Origin of the sequence: Parabacteroides sp. AM17-47 (assembly GCF_003434625.1) — a bacterium.
Lineage (GTDB): Bacteria > Bacteroidota > Bacteroidia > Bacteroidales > Tannerellaceae > Parabacteroides > Parabacteroides distasonis.
Genome location: NZ_QTLI01000003.1, coordinates 1 through 18,486 on the forward strand (window position 1 = coordinate 1; position 18,486 = coordinate 18,486).

Below are 18,486 nucleotides of genomic sequence, written 5' to 3' on the forward strand. Positions count from 1 at the left end.
ACGTTACCCAATATACGAGGGAGTTTATCGAATACTTACGGCCATACAGACAGAGGCGCAAAGAAGTTTTATTAGCTTTAATGTTTTCATTTTTTATCGAATTAAATTAGACATTGATACATATTTGATAATCTCTCCCCCAAAACCCAGTCATTATACCGGGAAGAAGACAGTAGAAGCGCATTCTCACGGCACTGCCTCAGCAAGACCTTATCCGTCAGTAAAGTCTCCAAAGCGGTAGCAAGGCAATCGCTATCATTCCATTCGTAAAGAATGCCGGCTTTATCCACAATCTCCGGGAAAGACCCGGTAGCGGGCTCCACCGCAGGCCGCCCGGCGGCAAAAGCCTCACACAGATAAAGTCCGACTCCTTCCTCAAACCTCAATGGGACCGACAGGACACTAATCTCCCGATAGAACCGGGCGTGTTCTTCCATTCTGTACCCTTCATCTATCACCACATAATCTTGATAAGGATCGAGAATCTTCCTTATTTTTCGGAGAAAAGGCTTATCCTTTCCCGTATAGCCTCCTCCGATCCTCAAACGGAGATTCGGTACCGTATCCTTTTTCTTCAGCTTAACGAAAGCTTCCGCCAGCAGATCCAAACCGTTCTCCTCATTCATCCGGTAAAAAAAGCCGATAACCGGATCTTCCGGATAATCGAACGATCTATATTTATCCCGGTCTACTCCCGGATAAATCACCTCGATATCCCGCAATCCGGGAAGCCGCCGAATAAGAATCTCCTTATAGAAATGGCAGGTTGTCACGAAACGATCTATATAGCGGGAATTCTCCTCTATTCCCCGCCAAGCCTCCGGAATACAACGCTCGTCCAAATTATCAATCCATACCTCCTCATCTTGTACGGAACATACGATAGGCGTATCCAAATACCGCTTGATCTCTTTGGCGATACCAATCAACAAGGTGCTCGATAAATGAATGATATCCGGCTTCTCCCGATCTTTCACCCAGCAGATCAACTGATCCACCATATCCAAGAAAGCGGCATCCTTGCCGGTAATCATCGCTAACGTCATTTCTTCCAATCCTTCCGCCGAAGTGGAACCGGACAAGGAAGAAGCTACATTTAATAAGGTATCCGAACCGGTAATCCTTTTTAACCAATCCGGCATTTTCCGTTTACCAAAGAATTTTTGTGCCGTATAGAATGTCGTGGCAGGGAAAAACAAAGGAGTATCCGCTTGGAACGAGCGGTGTCTCAAAGGTAGATAAAGAGGCATCACGATCACCTCGTGACCGGCTTTCCGAAGAGCCGACGCCTGAAGGTTATCCCGGAAGCAGTTCCCGCAATAAAAAGAATCTCCCGAACCCGGAACTATAAACAATATCTTCATAAGCCTCTATCTATTTAAAGTTTGGAACTCCCGATTTCCCGTTTTACCAACCCGCGGACAAAAATCATCACACATCCGGTAAAGAATAACATGAAACCCAAGGCCAGCGACCAAGCTCCGGTTCCCGCATTCGAGAAATTAGCACTCACGCTTATCAAAGCCCCGATCACTCCGGTCAAGATCGCATATAACGGGACGAGGATATTCTCCTTATAGAAAATCCGTCCGATCTGCCCGTCCGTGAAACCTAGCACACGATACAGGCGAATCTCATCCCTTCGCATCGCTAGGTTCTTACGGATCACGATGATAAAGCTCAAGATTCCCAATAACAATCCCAAACCTCCTAAGGTCATGAAGATTGTGAGATACGTATCCGTTACCGTATTGAACTGTCTCAGACGATCATTCGTGGTCATCACCCGTACGCCATATTCACTCAAAGCTTGGGAAATAAGTTTTTTCACCTCCTCCCTCTCGGATTCTCCTGTTTTTAGCAAGAACACCTCGCTACCGGTCGTTTCCGTCCAGATCTCAGAGAACAGCGCTTGATCCACCAATATATTTCCTTGGAACACGGAGTTGGATAGGGTACCTACCAACCGTATCGCGATCGGTAGTCCTTGATCATTCTTATAATAAAGCGTATCTCCCAAGTTCATGCCGATACCCCAAGTCAATACCGTAGCATCCACCAAAGCCGGATATACGGAATTTGTACGTTCTCGCACTCGTTCGAAAACGACTTCCCGGTCTTCCCCATAAATCGTTTGCTCGATCTGGAAATCGCTATTTGACAACGCTTTCATATTTATCCCTAATACCGTAGGGGTCGTTACCTTATTCAAGTTTAGGCAACTGGCATCATCCGCGTTATAGCGCAAGCATTGCAGAACTTCCGTATCCTCCGGCAAATCGGAAAGAGATAACTTCGCTTTGCCTGAGGACGTAGACAAATCGTAATAAACAGGAACACTGCTTTCACACCAAAGACTGTATCCTCCCGTCCCGATGCGTATCTGTGAGCTATCCGCAAATCCTTTCCGGTTCAAACCGACCGAAAACACGATAAAGACCCCGATAGAGAGAGCGAAAAAAGATAATAAGGATTGTTTCCTGTTCGCATATATAGTAGCCCAAATCAATTGGCTTCGATTGAACAAAGAAGGATGCACCGAACCGTTCTTCGCAACCCGATAGTCACCCCATAATGCCGCCGTCACGATCCATGCGGCACCGATAACCATGAAAAGAGGCACTGAATGTAAAACCCATACATTCACGCCGATCATAGCTACCGTCATCATACCCGACACGATCATTCCGAGCCTTTTCTTCCGCAAAGAAGATCCAGACGAATAAACCTTATGGCTTTCTTCTCGTAATGCCCGTATAATCGCCCATCGAAGAAGCCCCAAGGATAGTCCGACACTAACCAATGTACCGGCGATAAGCGTCCATGTACCCGGATAAACCCCAAAGCCATCCGTTTGCGTAGCCCCTTGCCACACTCCCCCTAAAAGCCACATGATAAGCCTCGTATATAATAGCCCCATAACGACTCCTACCACGGAAGCGCCCCCTACGACCGGGACAGATTCCATCCATAACATACCTTTGATACGTTTCCGGGTATAGCCCATCGATCTCAGTAAAGCGATCTCATGACGCCGTCGGTAAAACATCTCCGATAAGGGATTCAACATCAGCAACACGGCGGAGACAATAATAAAGAATCCCAAGGCAAGAAATAATCCCGCAAAATCCACCCCGTTTCGGGCGGCATAGATTCCAGCTTCCCGGGGATGAATCAGTTGGATACCAAACATCTCCGGTCTAAGTCCCGTCAAATCAGGCCTCGCATTTGGAATCCGGATCGCCGTCGCGCTTCCATAGGCGTTCCCCCAATCCCCGACTACGGCATCATACGCTATGATTGCTTTCGGGGTACTACGAAATAAATCCCAATACCGCTCATCCTCATCGGTAATCAAGTCCATTTGAATCGGCAGGTCACTATCCCAATCCGTACATCTCTCCACGTTGGAAAGTCCCGGAAAATCAGCGCTTAAGGAGCCATCAGACACCCATTCAGACAAAGGAACGACCCGTCCTACCTTAAATTGACGGGCATCCGTATCCAGTCTCTTCAATCCTTCCGATTTATAATAGCTTACCCGAATAGTATCACCCACCCGTGCCCCCAAGCGATTAGCGGCATAATCGGAAAGCAGTATCTCATCTTTCCGAAGGATATGCCCTTTATATCGATCCATAGCGGTTATGAACGAATAAGGAATCGAGTTTCCTTCTCGCTCAATGGAATTGACTAAATAGGAAAATAGCCGATCAGACGCTAAGTTATCCTGACAGATCGTCTCCACGACCTTCTCCTGCAAGAATACCCGCCCGGAGGTTATCTCCGTGAAATCCGCTTTCCGCCGTACCACCAAGCCAGACAACTCTTGATTCCATATATCGTCTAAATCCGTAGAAGAAATCTGTCTATCTGTCAATACCAAGTTAATCTTTCCCCCTACATTCAATGCCTCCGCTAAATCACTCCGGCGCACGAAAACATTAAAGGGAAGCACCTGCTCATTCTTTAGGTTTATGTTACCCCCACTATCCACCGGGACAAGCCCCTCATAGGACAGGCGCAAACCAACCGTATAATTCTTGGTCACGAAAAGAGAGCCGGAAGGCACCAGGCCTGTCGCCGGTAAACGTAGCACTATATCTTCCGAAGCCTCCAATCCGAGTTCCTCCGACAAAGCCGGGTTGATTTTGGCCGAACCTTCCGATAACGAAAGATCATCGACACCCCACACAAATACAGGAACCAGCTTACCATTCCGGGATATAAAGCCATCGGTCAACAAAACACCCCTAGCGGACTCTCCCAATAAAGAAACAGACAAAATCGAATCGGAAATAAAAGAACTCCGGGAAAAGATAATGGTCTCAGTATTTCCCAAACGCTCCGTAACCCGTCTCACCAATGTCATGCGAACCGAATCGCCTACGACCAAACTGCCCACAATTACGGCAACAGTGATTACCACCGCCATCGCCACCAACCGGTAGTAACGGGCGAAATACCGTATATTCCTATGCAAAAGCCACCTTATATTCACTCTAAGATCCCTCCATTAAGCTTAAGTATCCGGTGAGCGAAAGACGAGGTCTCATCCGAATGTGTCACCATCACGATCGTCGTTCGCATACGCAGGTTGATCTCGGAAAACAGCGAGGCTATATTCCGGGCGTTCTCCTTATCCAATTGTCCCGTAGGTTCATCAGCCAATACTAACAAAGGCTTCCGGATCAAGGCACGGCAAACTGCTACCCGGCTCGCCTCACCTCCGGATAACGTATGCGGATATTGCCCCGCCAATTTAGATATATGCGTCAACTCCATCAGTTGATGAGCATATTCTATTTCCTCTCGTGTACATCGGGAAGCTGTCGCCAAAGCCGGTAAAAGGATATTCTCAAGGACTGTATATTGCGGCATCAGACGATGATCTTGGAAGACAAAGCCTATTCGACTATTACGTATCGTAGCAAGATCGATGCCATCAGTCGTCATCTCCATACCATCCAGCAAATAAATTCCGCTATCCGGCCGGAGTATCGTTCCTAAGATCGACAATAAAGTGGTTTTTCCGGAACCGGAAGGTCCTTTGATCGCGATAAACTCTCCCTTCTCCACCTCCATATTTATTCCGCGGAGCACGTTGTTCTCACGGTCTTCCCCATCTTGAAAACTCTTCTCTATATTTGATAATCTAATTAATGCCATATTCCTCTATGATTTGTCTACCGTCCTTTCCCAAAACAAAAAAGCGTACCTTTCGCGGTAAGAATAAAGAAATGATCTTTTATAACAGCCGGCGAACCGACGATCTGCTCTCCCGTATCGTACTCCCATTTCAAATCCCCACTCTCCGTATCCAGAATCGAGACAATACCCGTCTTCGTACAAACAATCACCTTATCGAAACAAACAACCGGAGAACTCTCTCCAACCTTTCCTTTCAACATATACTTCCATTTTATCGTCCCGTCAATACGATCGATCGAATACAAATAACGGTCATTAGACAAGACAAACAGCCTGTTATCCGTGATGGCGGGAACGGATACGAATGAACCTCCCTCATCCGTGGCCGCCAAAATCTTCCGTTGCCGGACGATCTTTCCTCCTTCCAGATATAACTCATAAATATTTCCGGCATAATCCCCCACATATACATAATCCCCCATAATAGCAGGCGAAGCAGGTACATAGGAATCCATCAACAATGAATCCGTCTGCAAACCCGTCTTACAATTAATGACCCGTATCCAAGAGTCGCACCCGCCAAACAAAACGTGCTTTTTCCACAAGGCCACAGCCCCATTCAGATAATAGCCGGACTCAAACCGGTTAATCTCCTGCCCGGTGCGCTCGTCCACGCAATAAAGATAATTATCATAACTACCGAACACGATCGCCTTCCGCCCCTCAAAACCAACCCGGTTCGGCGAGGCGGAGATTTGTCCCATCGTCTCGAAATTCCAAAGCGTATCTCTGGATTCCAAGGAAATAGCGCTCATCCAACCATCTAACCTACCTATATATAATACTGAATCATAAACCATCGGGATAGCCTCTACGGGCGTGTCCAAGTCATATCCGAAAACAGGCTCCCCTTTTAGGTCAATCCCCCATATATGACCTTTCTTGTCACACCAGTAAGTAGTTCCTTGATGGACGATTGGAGAAGAAACCGTACGTACGCCACTTTTATAGCTCCACAATAAGGAAGGTTTCTTCGGTAAAGACCGGTCCGTATATCCACTCAAAGAGGCATCTCCCCGGAACAACGACCAGTTCAGGCTATTCCCATCGTCCACCGTATCCTCATTTCCCTCACAGCCAACCAATAGACCGACCATGCACATAAATAAGCTCACCCATTTCATAATTCCAGATTTTTCTTAGTCTACTAAATACAAAGCTCCTGTAGGACAAAGTCCGGCCAGTTCCTCCTTTACATTCGTCTTACTCTCCTCGGGAATTACGACCTGCATGCCAAATCCCCTGTTCTTAAAGGTAAAACCATTCTCACTATTGTAAACACATAAGCCGCAACGGATACACTTAGCCGGTTCAAACCACATCCGGCCTTTCACATGTATCTTCTCCTTTACCGGTAACATGGAAGAAACCTCATACCGGGGACGTTTGATACCAGCCTCTGTAGCGTATAGGCGTAACTTGCAATCCGCTTTCCCTCCACAGGCGCAATGCAAGCAACCGGAAGGAGCGGACGTAGTCTCTTTTAACCACTCTTTTTCCTTCATGGTAAAACGCCCCAAGCGGGAAATAAACACATTCTTATCACGTTTATCCACCACATGATAATCATCCCCGACAGGTAAGTCTACCCTCCCGGCCAATTCTTTGATTATGGCGCGGATCTCAACGGCCTTATCGACCGTACCCCTACGGCAAGCTTTCTCGCAAGGAGCCTTACAGGTATCACAACCTACCGCAGGCAAGGAGAATACAGCCGCCAACAACGAACGGGCTTCCCCATAACGTCCCGCATCATATAAATACAACATACGTTCCACATCCAAGCCTTGAGTACAAACCAGGGTACACGGAGCCTCGCAATCAGCCCGATGATCACTTAACAAAAGTTCCAATGATAACGCACGAAGCCGAGATACCTCCTCGCTATCCGTCTCTATACGCATCCCTTCCACCGGATACGTGGAGCAGGAAGGGATCATTTGCCCGGAGACACTATTCCTCACGACACATACCATACAAGACGATTTATGCTTTGCTTCTTTCGCATAGCACATGGAAGGGACCCGAAAACCTGCCCGGCGAGCTACCTCAATCAAGGTTTCTCCCTCCAACACCTCTATTTCTTTATTATTGATTGTTATCACCATAGCCTTAAGATTTTAAAGAGACCTTCCGTATAGCGTCAAAACTACATTCATCTATACATAAACCACACAAAACACATTTCTCTATATCTATCGAATGTTTCTCATACGGGGTATAAGGGATCGCATCCGAAGGACAAGCTTTGGAGCACTTCGTACATCCCACACAGTCATCCGTGATCATCAGTCGCACCATATCCTTGCAAGTACCGGTACGGCAAATGCCCCTTACATGTTCCTCATATTCTTCCCTAAAATATTTCAAGGTAGCCAACACGGGATTCGGCGCTGTCTTCCCCAATCCGCAAAGAGCCGCTTTCTTCACGCTCAAGGCCAACTCCTCCAGCTTATCAATATCCGCCATCTCCGCTTTCCCGGTACATAATTTATCCAGTATATCCAACATCCTACGAATGCCGACACGGCAGAATGTACATTTCCCGCAAGACTCATTACAAGTAAACGCCAAGAAATAACGAGCCACATCCACCATACAATTGCTCTCGCTCAATACGACCATTCCCCCGGAACCCATAATCGCTCCCATTTGGATAAGTGCGTCAAAATCCACCTTCGCATCACATAGATGAGCGGGGATACAACCACCCGAAGGGCCACCGATCTGTACGGCCCTCAATTTCTCGCCGCCTTCCACACCACCGCCTATATCCTCGATGATTTGGTTCAAGGTCGTCCCCATCGGCACCTCTATCAAACCACCATGACGAACCTTACCCGCCAAGGCGAATACTTTCGTACCCTTGCTATTCTCAGTACCGATCTTCCGATATTCATCAGCCCCATGATTGACTATATACGAAACTTGGCTCAAAGTTTCTACATTATTGATCAAGGTAGGACGCTTGTTCAATCCCTCCACGGCCGGATAGGGCGGCCGTTGCCGCGGAAAACCTCGCTCCCCTTCAATGGAGGCGATCAAAGCGGTTTCCTCTCCACAGACAAAAGCGCCCGCTCCCTCAAATATCGAAATCTCAAAAGAAAAGTCACTTCCAAAGATATGATCTCCCACCCAATTTCTCTCCCGACACAACTCTATCGCTTTCCGGGTACGGATAACAGCTTGCGGATATTCCGCACGGATATAGAATATTCCTTCCTTCGCACCTACGGCATATCCGGCTATAATCATACCCTCTATAACCCTTAATGGATAAGATTCCAGAAGTATACGATCCATAAACGCACCCGGATCACCTTCGTCTCCATTACAGATCACGTATTTTTCAGGCTGATCCGAAGCCGCCACGAGTTCCCATTTACGACCGGTCAAGAAACCGCCGCCGCCCCGTCCACGAAGACCACTCCGTAAAATCGTATCGATAATCTCTTGACGACTTTTCGACGTAATCGCCTTTTTCAATGCCTCAAAACCTCCTCGTGCGATATACTCATCAATATCCAACGGCGACATCAGTCCATATCCTTCCGTAGAGACCCGTTTTTGTCCAGACAAGAACGTGTTGATCGCACCAGTCCGTTCCTGTTCTGATTTCCAGAGAATATTATCCCAAGTCGTATCCGTATGAAACATGTCTATATGATTCAAGATCGAATTCTTTAAACGCCTCAAACGGCTTGCCGGTTGGAAATGGTGTAATAAGATTTCTTTGATCTCCTCCGGCCTTACGTTCGGATAACGTTCGATAGAACCGTCCGGATGAGCTACATCGATCAAAGGCACTTGGTTACAGGCTCCAACACAAGATACCGGCTTGATATTGACCTCGATCCCCAACTCATCGGAGGCCTTGATAACCGCCTGATAAATCTCTGATGTCCCACTTGCCTGACAGCAGTTCTCCATCCCTAAACGGATCTCCCCCACGATCTGACGAGTAGCATTGCCTTCCTCTTCCCGCTCATGTTCTTGGTTATATATCCGGAACTCATCGAGTACCTCATTGACCCTACCCGGTTGTACATGCCCGTAAATCTTCTCGTCGATCTGCACGACCGGAGCCAAGGCGCAACATCCTAAACACGCAATCTTTTCTATCGAATATTCCTGATCGGCTGTCGTTATACGATCCTCTTCCATCTTCAATTCCCGACGGAAAGCGTCATATACATTATTCGCGCCCTTTACATGGCAAGCCGTACCGGTACAAACCTTAATGATATGTTTCCCATAAGGGACATGGCGAAACTGGGAATAGAAGGTAGAGACGCTTATCAACTGGGCACGATCGATCTCCGTTCGTTCATATACACGCAATAATGCATCTGAAGGCAGGTAACTAAACTCATCCTGCAAAGCCTGCAATAGTGGTATAATATCCCGTCGTGACGTACCGATCCGGTCGATGATCGCATCTACCCGGGCTGTCATCGCCTCTTTTGTCCGGATCCCGTTATTTTTACAATTATCACATGCCATATTAATTCATCGCTACACAATAAATACTCTTTTCCGTACGCACCACGATCTTTCCATCCGTAAAAGCAGGAGTAGCCATCGTACGTTCTCCGGTCTCAAAAGAACTCAACAGGTTAAATTCATTATCCGTGGAGAAAATATGCATCTTCCCGTCATTACTGAAAAGATAAAGCTTGCCTTCCACGATCATCGGGGAAGAGTAAAACTCTACATTCAACTCATGTTCTTTAGCCAACGCACCGGTCTTTGTATCATAAGCCGCAAGGACGCCATAACTCGTCGCCACATACAAATGATCTTTTGTCGCTACCGGGCTGGATACCTCTGGCAGATAATCCGAGCTTTCCCACAGAACCTTTCCGTCCGCGCCATTAATCGCCACTAGCTTGGCGTATTCGTTAGCTCCGAATATCACCCCGTCGATACTACACGGACAGGAACATACCTCGCCTCCCATACAATCCACCTGCCACAATTGCTCACCGGAATTCGGGTCGTATGCGGTTATCGCTGGGTTACCCATTAGAATCAACTGGGGCTTCCGATTCACGTAAGCAATAGAGGGAGAGCTCCAACAGATTTTTCCCGGCCGGTTCTTCACCCAACGCTGGTTACCGTTAGCTACATCCAACGCGATCAGTTTCGGATCTTTATTATTATCGTATTGTATGAAAAGCGTATTGCCGAAAATAAGGAGAGAGGATACGAAACCATAATGATTATCCGGAACCCCCAGATTCTTAGCCCATAGCTGTTTACCATCCATATCCGCACAAACCACATCACCGGTAGCGAAGATAGCGCATACCCGATTCCCATCGGTCGCTACGGAAGAGGAAGCCAAGCCCGTGTCTTCCGTCACCTTCGGCATCACGGAGGGCGAACCCGGAATATTCGTAGCCGCCAAACTCCATCGCTGCTCACCGGTTGTCAGATCATAGCAATACAGCTCACGAGCTTGCTCGTCCGCTCCTGTAAAAAACACATGATTACCGTTAATGATCGGCGAGTTATGGCCGGGTCTGGGTATTTCCTTTTTCCAAGCGATATTGGTACCACTACCCAAATCCCATTTCACCGGTATCCCCTTAGCCGCAGACACACCGTTTGAATAATTCCCCCTAAACGCATTATGCGTAATTTTAGGGACTACCGGCTGAGGCTCTTCACTGGTTGCGGGAAAAGCCTCTTCTACCGGAGTCACATCATTAGTGGTATCTATAATTACTTCATTCATCGGCTCTTCGATATCTATAGCCGGTTCTATCACCTCACTATCAGGCTCAACTTGCGTACTCTCGGCTATTAGTGTTTCCTCCGCCACACTCTCGGTCTTCTCCGTTGCTAAGAAAGGAGATGATAAGAACACGAAAAATAAAGAGACTCCGACCAACCCGAACATACTCCATGTTATATATTTACGGGATTTAGACTTCAGCATCCATTCGTCGATCGGATCGATTTCCTTATCCGGGATATGCATCTCCCCCTTAAAATAAAAACGCAAGCAGACAACGAACACGGCTACCATGCCCAATAAGATATAAACACCCAACTTCAAATGATCCGCTTGTATAAAATAAGCCCTGCGAGCTAATAAATCCAATTGGCGTATCTGTTCTTGCAATTCCGGATTATCCGGATTCGTATCGTTCAGTAGCTTCAAGGTCTCCACCACCTCGGTCTGAAGCGGCGTAACGCCCCTCACTTGAAAATAATTCGTGATCAACATGACCGACAACGAAATAATAAAGATAGCCGTAACCGCAGCTATATTTCTGTAAATATCCTTATTCATGATTCTGATGATTTACGCAGTTCAACACTATTCTTATTCTGAGGGCAATAACTGAAACACAGGGCACAAGCCACGCAAGCCGCATGATTGATCTCATATTGCTTACGGGTACGCTTTACGGACAAGCGGATCAAGGCCAAACCAATTACCAAACCGATCAGACCTCCCGCTATCGTGGAATAAAAACGAAATTCGTCCAATTTCGCCTCATACGCACTCGTCAGCTCTTCCAAGGTACGCCCTTGTCCGTAAAAAGCCTCCAATTCTAAAGACAGCTCCTCTTCCGGATTCGCCTCATGCCGTTCCACCATATCATACAAACGCACATCCTTATTTGCCCGACTCAAATCCGAGCTTGCCGAACGCATCAAGAAAGCCCCCGCCGCGATCATCAACGGCAATACGACCAAATAACCTAAAAGTCTCCGTACACCTTCTTTCCGGCTCTCTTTTACCTTGTTCGCATAAGGAGAGCGGATCGCATCCACAGGACACGAATTATGGCAAAGTTCGCAATTGATACATGCTTTTCGGGAAAGACGAATTTTCCAGATAGACACCGAAGAGAAAAGACTTAATAACGCTCCGTAAGGACATAAGAAACGACAAAACGGCCTCCCTGTGAAAACAGATAAAATCAGCAACAAGGCCCCGAACAAAAGAAGTCCCACATCTCCTCCTAAACGGAAGATACCAATAAACGGGTCGAACTGACAGATGATAAAACGGCTTCTCGTCACAGCGTATAAAACGGCGAATATAAGATATAACCAAGGGATTATTCCCAACGTAGCCGTAACTGCCTTCGAGATTCGGTAGTTCTTGACGTTCACCAATTCTTGTAGGGCCCCAAACGGACATACACCCGCACAGAATACCCGCCCGAACAAAAAAGCAAATAATATTGGCAAGATAAAAAATAACAATACCGTCAACGGTAAATGATAAGTAGAATCCACCATGGCCAACGCTATATTCTGTATCGAGCCGATGCTACAGACACAGCCACTCCGGAAAAAACCAAAATAAGCTACCGAGATAACCGAAACCCAGAAAATAGGCTTACGGGTATGTTTCTTATATACCGCCCATACCACGATACTCATCAAAAGTACCAACATAAATAGATCCAATACCACCCACAAGGTCTCATTGGGTATGGCATAATGTAATTCCGGATATTGGTAACCAGACTCAAAATCCGGTTTCGGAAACCGGTTTTGTGCCTGAAGCATCACCCACGAAAAGAGTAGGGTCCCTATTGATAAAAGCTTTTTCATCCGATTAACCTTTTAATTTATAAGCCGTCGCATACGGAACTCTCGTTATAGCACCCGATGCGCATACGGTAGATATTTGACATTCATTACAATTCAGGCACAAATCCTGTTTAATCTGTAAATAGAGCGAGCCATTTCCAAAAGAGCTACATCCTTTCACACATTTGCCGCAGCCATTGCAAAGATCCTCATCGATCGTATATTCAAAATAGGGGTCTTCCACGAATTTACGCAGGATGGCACCCGTCGGGCACATCATATTCTCAGCGGCAGTATTCAGCTCTTTCACGTTCGTTCGGTAATAGCCTCCGCACAAATCACAATAACCGCATACCTTATTCGCATGAATACATTTTACGGCCGAGACAGGTAACACGCAATGTGTCTCGCAACGTCCGCATTGCGTACATACATTCGGATCGATTTGCCAGAATAAACTAGCCTCCGTTCCTTCCACCCTCCGGGCCATACCGCCGGCAACCGCTAGGATCGTTCCTCCGGCAACCACCGAACCGCAAAGCTTGAAAAACTCTCGCCGTTTAATCGGACTATTTTTCGGATGATCTTTCTTCTGTTCCATATTCTTCCTTAAATCGTAACACCTATCTTCAAAGGACAATCAATACCACAAGTTGAACATGCGGTCTGTACCGCCAGCTTTTTATCATATTGAAATATCGATAACGCATCTTTACCGGCAACCACCAACTTGTCATCCCAAACTCTCACCTCATAAGCGGCATGGCCACCTCCCAATGCTTTTTCATCCAATAATACACTATGGAACTCGCCATTCTTTCCGTAACAACTGATTCGAGGAATCCCCTTTTCAGATGTGATAATCTCTCCTGTGGGTGTACCCGCTAAATAGACTGGGTTACAGCATCCGCTAAATAGGCCGGCAGCACCGCCCGGTTTGCCAAATGAGGAGATATACTCGCCTTCCGGTGAATAACTTTCCACAAGGTGTCTTCCCGGATTCGAACAGTAAACCACTCCATCTATATTCGTAATACCAAAAGAATAGCTGGGCACGATAAAACCGGACGGACTTTGAATAAACTTCACAAAACCTCCTTCAATCGTATACATACAAATATTTTTATTAGCCGCATCCGTAACAAAGACATTCCCTGATAAAACCGTCAACGAACAATAATCAGACTCCTCGCTGCAAGCCTCCCAATCCCGTATCCATCCGCCTTCCAGATCATAGACTTCCACCCTCGTAGGATACAAAAGATAAACACGATCATCATCCACCGTAACATCCCGTACAGAACTCCCGACCGGAAAGTTACTCACCAATGCCCCGGAGGGTTCATACACATAAATATTGTTTGGCGCAGCAACAATCAACCGGCCTTCATACAAATCAAAAGCGTCGATCTGGTCTGATATCTTAAATGCGGAAACCTTCCTATAAGGGGATACAATATTATTCACATGACTACGATTTATGGTAGTACTCTTTTTATCCACCCCATAAAAAATATCATCCGGCCTCGTAAACATCTTCCATAACAGGTTACCGGTAACCCCCAATATACTTCCACCCGCTATGACAGAACCACAAATACGCAAAAAACTCTTGCGCGATATTCTATTTCCATTATCTTGATTCGGTTCCATACCTTTTATCTTTTAGAATTGATTATCTTATTTACTTGATCATACGATTTTTAGACATTTAACCGTATGAGCATCCCGCAGTACAAGCATCCCATCCGCATAGGCCATCGGCCCCCAAGCATCTACACCGTCCATGACTCGTTGTTTTTTCAAGAGTTTCATCGCTTTAGACTGTATCTCATATACATATAATTCACCATCATCCTTGAAAACAAACAGATGCTTATTGATAACTAAATAAGGACCAAGTCCAAAACGTTCATCCGCAGCGGAACTCCAAATTGGATTATGCAAATCCGTAGGCGAGAAACAGACCAGTTTACCACGTAATCCCCCACCATCTTTCGGCATCACGCTAATGATCATATCATTATATAGGATAGGTGTCTGCTGCTCGCTAGATAAGCCCTTATCCGCTTTATACTGGTCCAAAACCGTAGCGGTCCACTTCGATCCTGCCTTATCCACTTGTAAGAGAGCCCCTCCCGTCCCATAGCCCGCCACAAGGAATATCCGGCTTGATGACAAACGTAATGGAGACGGAGCGATCACGGAAGGCTGCCATTTTTTTGTATCCCATAAGAGAGTACCCCGATCCGCTTTTTCCGCCGATACGCCGCAAACACCTCCTACTCCGGCATAAACATATGTTCTCTTATTACTCAAACTCATCGGCATTACAGAAGAATGCGACATTTTATAACCCAATGTATTCGGAGTACTCCACACGATCTCACCCGTAAGACAATCCACACCCGCCAACAGAGTCTCTTCACCGGCCGGAGCCAAAACCAAAACATCATCATCTACGCAAGGACACTGCCCGGTATACCAGAAAGGGACTTCCGTCTTAAACTGCTTTTGCATATCAATACCCCATTTCAAGTCACCAGTCACCGGATCGCAACACATTACATGCCCTTGAGGACCGATCGTTATCACATACTCGTCACGTATAACCGGAACCGTACGCGAAAAGCCATGATTACGTTTCATAGGAACCCTATACCATCTCCGCCATAGCTCTTTACCACTTTCCAAGGAAAAACAACGCAAAGCATCAGAGTTCAAGGACTCATTATAATCCAATACATATACCCTGCCCTTATAGATCACAGGGGCCGCATGTCCTTCACCTGTCTCAAAGCTCCATACTACGGGGTAATCTCCCGCCTCGGTATTGATCTTGTCCGGAGTCTCAACTACATTATCAAAACGCTCCCCTCTAAATCCAGTCCATTCCCCCGTAAGTCCGGAAGGAGGCTCCTCCTCATATTTCATGAAATATTCACCGATCACGACATCATTCGCTTTACGAGCCAATCCCTCCGGGCGATTATCCGCTCCGGGAACCTGAATCGTAAGATTCTCACGAGGGACATACAAATGCCACCCTACGAGGATAGCGGTATAAATACATACCGTAGCAACCGTTATTAATAAGGTCTTTCTCTCTTTCACGATCTATCTTATTTTATTCGTTGTTTCAACTTCTTCAGCGCATTCAGCACAAATGTGTGATTATACAATTCCTCCGAATACCAAAGACGGGCAAAATAAAGCCCTATAGGTTCGGGACGGAACAATAGTCCGCTTTGATACATACCATATAAATAATCAAAGCCTCGTTCCATCGATTTAAGATCACTTTCGGGATAAGAAGCCAAGGCACTTAACGCACGGGCTGTCAAAGTGATTTTTGAGGCAACCTTGGGAGCACCTCCCCATCCCCCATCCTCATTCTGAGAAGCTAAAAGATACCGGAGACCATTCTCTGCCAACTTCCGAGCCAATGGATTCCGGGAAGTCGACAAATATTCCACTGCCATCGCCGTACCATAAACAGGAGAACGCTCATCCTTCGCATCTTGGTCTCCAAACCATAAAGGAGTCCATGAACCATCCGATGACTGAATCTTCCACATCCAACCCAATAACCGACGGATACTCCTCCGGCATTTAACCCTCAATTCCTTAGGGAGCGCATCCAGCCAAAGCTCGAAAGCCAAAAGTGAATGCGCAGAGATATCGGGACTACTCCGGTCGAAAGGGAGTTTTCCCCAACCTTTACAAAAAGTAGGCATTCCCCCATCCTCATTTTGCAAAGCTAAAAGCCACTCCACACCTTTACCTACTTCCTCGCTATAAGTCCCGCCAGTTAAGACATGCAAAGCGACCAGCGCACCGGAAGTATCATCCGCATCAGGCACAGACCCGGGAAGATCACTCCATCCCCAACCACCTTCCTTGGCACCCGTAAAAGGATGCCTAAACGCAAAAGCATTCCGCTTTATCCGTTCAATAAAAAAAGTTTTATCCTCCAAGTCTTCCCCTAATGCTTTTATACTTAAAGAGGTAACCCAGCAAGACAAATCCGTATCAATCGGCCAAGCGCCATCTGGACGAACCGTTTTTATCAAGAACTGAGCGGCCTTTTGTGTTACCGCATGTTCCCGGAAACCGGCCCCACTCATACACATACTAACAAAAGCGGTCAATGGGGCAGCTTCCAGAAAACCACCATGACTGGGTTGCAACTTCTCTAATACACGTAAGGATTTCCCTATAAACGACTCCCGAACAGATGATAAAAAATCCCGTTTTCCCTTTTTATAACGAAGGATTCCCACCGCTATTAAGGCAGGTATCGCATAACTAACGACCGGTAATCGCAGAAAGCGAAACAGCCGTTGAGGTAACACGGAAAGCTCGAAAGGCAATTGCGGGATACGATCCCAATGTGTAATAACTCCCGCCAACGCACACATAACTAAAATAGGAACGGAGAAAGTCAAGTCTTTTCCATAATAAGAGAGAACCCCCTGTACGATATCCTCATCCGTATTCCCTCCTAAACGTTCCTTCAAATAGGTTTCTGTCTCATGAGGCGGTATATCCACCGCATATAAAGAAGCATACGAAAGCAGGGTAGCTGTCATATTAGAAGGGCTTTCCACGCTATCCCCCCAAGAACCATCCGCACGCATCGTTTTCTTCAACCATCCGGCTCCCTTCCTTATATATGGCTCATACGTATCCGAGTCGATTTGATATAAAGCAAAAATAGCGACAGATGTCGAGATTGCGCTTGAAGATAAACACCCCCTCCAGACTCCATCGGACGACCGTTTCTGTAAAAGTTGCCGGGTAATGTCCGCTATCATTTCATTTACCTGTTCTGTTCTCATAACGCTCCTAATGCCAATAATCCATAAAACACATACTCCACATCACTACTATCTTCCAGCAGTGTCGCCGAGAAACCACCCGAATCCAACCAATGAGCCTCAATAAAATCATGAACTGGCCTAACGGGTCGTATATCATAGCATCCCATAAGAAAAAGGGTCGTAGCCGTAGAAAGAAGATCCGGAACAGGAGCTCCTCGTCCAGCTTTGAAACCACCGGTCTCATCCTGCGTATCCCGTAAATAAAAAAGATCGTCGATCGGCTTATAGCCCTCCAATTGTCCGATAATCGCAAGGGCTGCGACCGTAGCGTTTGTCGTAGCGACCTCCCGATCCCGCAAATTCGAGTAGCCTCCTCCTTTTACACGATAAGACCTTAGCTTTTCCAAGACGGCCTTTTTTTCGTTTTCCTTATTTTGTGTATCTTCCAATAAAGACATCCAAATAAACCGGGTATAAGGAGACCATATGTCATCATGAGGCAGGTCCATAAAAGAAGTAAGACTCCTAATCGGCATCGGACGCATTGCCCCCAATAGAAAACGGAACTTTCCCTCTTTCATCAACCGATGTAGCAATACACAACGCATATAGGCTGCGTAATGAACCAAATCCAACGACATTACAGGCTGCTTTTCCAAATAAGATCTCCTTTTCTCCATACTCAAATCAATGCCCAATACGTATGACAGAAGCCAGCCGAACGAAGTATAGTACAAATCAACCTCTCCACTTTTGTTTACGAAAGTATCCCCCTCGGTCTTCTGGGATTCGACAAAGCACGATAAACGCAGAAGAGCCTCACTTCCCAACCGCTTTTTCCCTCCGTAAAGGGTATGCATCAATCTTGTTGATATCGTAGTTTTCATCTCAA

13 protein-coding genes are annotated in these 18,486 nt (G+C 46.5%); all 13 read right to left on the reverse strand.

Translation table 11 applies throughout. From position 1 onward, the window contains the following. Positions 1 to 101: 101 nt before the first annotated feature. The 13 genes from DW205_RS02645 to DW205_RS02705 are packed head-to-tail and all read right to left on the reverse strand — an operon-like array spanning position 102 to position 18,481. The gene (locus DW205_RS02645) at positions 102 to 1,364 is read right to left on the reverse strand and encodes a glycosyltransferase family 4 protein (RefSeq protein WP_008778455.1); all 1,263 of its coding nucleotides are present in this window, start codon (positions 1,362 to 1,364) and stop codon (positions 102 to 104) included. Positions 1,365 to 1,378: 14 nt separating this feature from the next. Then, a complete protein-coding gene (locus DW205_RS02650; RefSeq protein WP_227793683.1) occupies positions 1,379 to 4,483 on the reverse strand; it encodes an FtsX-like permease family protein in 3,105 nt (1,034 codons plus the stop codon). Between the two features lie 14 nt (positions 4,484 to 4,497). Next, entirely contained in the window at positions 4,498 to 5,169 is a 672-nt protein-coding gene (locus DW205_RS02655) for an ABC transporter ATP-binding protein (protein ID WP_005866856.1), read from the reverse strand. Between the two features lie 17 nt (positions 5,170 to 5,186). Continuing rightward, a complete protein-coding gene (locus DW205_RS02660) occupies positions 5,187 to 6,335 on the reverse strand; it encodes a PQQ-binding-like beta-propeller repeat protein (RefSeq protein WP_005866855.1) in 1,149 nt (382 codons plus the stop codon). Positions 6,336 to 6,350: 15 nt separating this feature from the next. Continuing rightward, positions 6,351 to 7,319, reverse strand: a complete 969-nt coding sequence (locus tag DW205_RS02665; RefSeq protein ID WP_005866853.1) for a 2Fe-2S iron-sulfur cluster-binding protein — start codon at positions 7,317 to 7,319, stop codon at positions 6,351 to 6,353. A 4-nt stretch (positions 7,320 to 7,323) separates the two neighbouring features. Continuing rightward, positions 7,324 to 9,714, reverse strand: a complete 2,391-nt coding sequence (locus DW205_RS02670) for an NAD(P)H-dependent oxidoreductase subunit E (protein WP_005866851.1) — start codon at positions 9,712 to 9,714, stop codon at positions 7,324 to 7,326. A 1-nt stretch (position 9,715) separates the two neighbouring features. Then, complete coding sequence (locus tag DW205_RS02675) at positions 9,716 to 11,512, reverse strand: PQQ-like beta-propeller repeat protein (RefSeq protein ID WP_005866849.1); 1,797 nt, start codon at positions 11,510 to 11,512, stop codon at positions 9,716 to 9,718. Next, positions 11,509 to 12,792 carry a 4Fe-4S binding protein gene (locus DW205_RS02680; protein ID WP_005866847.1) on the reverse strand — a complete coding sequence of 428 codons (1,284 nt, stop codon included), beginning with the start codon at positions 12,790 to 12,792 and terminating at the stop codon, positions 11,509 to 11,511. The genes DW205_RS02675 and DW205_RS02680 overlap by 4 nt, the downstream gene beginning before the upstream one ends. A 4-nt stretch (positions 12,793 to 12,796) precedes the next feature. Beyond that, the gene (locus DW205_RS02685) at positions 12,797 to 13,372 is read right to left on the reverse strand and encodes a ferredoxin (protein ID WP_005866845.1); all 576 of its coding nucleotides are present in this window, start codon (positions 13,370 to 13,372) and stop codon (positions 12,797 to 12,799) included. Between the two features lie 8 nt (positions 13,373 to 13,380). Continuing rightward, on the reverse strand, positions 13,381 to 14,424 hold the full coding sequence (locus DW205_RS02690; protein WP_005866843.1) for a hypothetical protein: 1,044 nt from the start codon (positions 14,422 to 14,424) through the stop codon (positions 13,381 to 13,383). A 39-nt stretch (positions 14,425 to 14,463) separates the two neighbouring features. Further along, complete coding sequence (locus tag DW205_RS02695; RefSeq protein WP_005866841.1) at positions 14,464 to 15,885, reverse strand: PQQ-binding-like beta-propeller repeat protein; 1,422 nt, start codon at positions 15,883 to 15,885, stop codon at positions 14,464 to 14,466. An 8-nt stretch (positions 15,886 to 15,893) separates the two neighbouring features. Then, positions 15,894 to 17,612 (reverse strand): prenyltransferase/squalene oxidase repeat-containing protein, encoded by a 1,719-nt coding sequence (locus DW205_RS02700; protein WP_005866839.1) that lies wholly within the window; start codon positions 17,610 to 17,612, stop codon positions 15,894 to 15,896. After that, positions 17,609 to 18,481, reverse strand: coding sequence for a hypothetical protein (locus DW205_RS02705; RefSeq protein WP_005866837.1), 873 nt, complete (start codon positions 18,479 to 18,481; stop codon positions 17,609 to 17,611). Before DW205_RS02705 ends, DW205_RS02700 begins: the two co-directional genes overlap by 4 nt. Positions 18,482 to 18,486: the final 5 nt, after the last annotated feature.

Bases quoted from the DNA above. Each gene is read 5' to 3' on its own strand.
- DW205_RS02645 (WP_008778455.1), bottom strand. From the start codon at position 1,364: ATGAAGATATTGTTTATAGTTCCGGGTTCGGGAGATTCTTTTTATTGC.
- DW205_RS02655 (WP_005866856.1), bottom strand. From the start codon at position 5,169: ATGGCATTAATTAGATTATCAAATATAGAGAAGAGTTTTCAAGATGGG.
- DW205_RS02660 (WP_005866855.1), bottom strand. From the start codon at position 6,335: ATGAAATGGGTGAGCTTATTTATGTGCATGGTCGGTCTATTGGTTGGC.
- DW205_RS02665 (WP_005866853.1), bottom strand. From the start codon at position 7,319: ATGGTGATAACAATCAATAATAAAGAAATAGAGGTGTTGGAGGGAGAA.
- DW205_RS02670 (WP_005866851.1), bottom strand. From the start codon at position 9,714: ATGGCATGTGATAATTGTAAAAATAACGGGATCCGGACAAAAGAGGCG.
- DW205_RS02675 (WP_005866849.1), bottom strand. From the start codon at position 11,512: ATGAATAAGGATATTTACAGAAATATAGCTGCGGTTACGGCTATCTTT.
- DW205_RS02680 (WP_005866847.1), bottom strand. From the start codon at position 12,792: ATGAAAAAGCTTTTATCAATAGGGACCCTACTCTTTTCGTGGGTGATG.
- DW205_RS02685 (WP_005866845.1), bottom strand. From the start codon at position 13,372: ATGGAACAGAAGAAAGATCATCCGAAAAATAGTCCGATTAAACGGCGA.
- DW205_RS02690 (WP_005866843.1), bottom strand. From the start codon at position 14,424: ATGGAACCGAATCAAGATAATGGAAATAGAATATCGCGCAAGAGTTTT.
- DW205_RS02700 (WP_005866839.1), bottom strand. From the start codon at position 17,612: ATGAGAACAGAACAGGTAAATGAAATGATAGCGGACATTACCCGGCAA.
- DW205_RS02705 (WP_005866837.1), bottom strand. From the start codon at position 18,481: ATGAAAACTACGATATCAACAAGATTGATGCATACCCTTTACGGAGGG.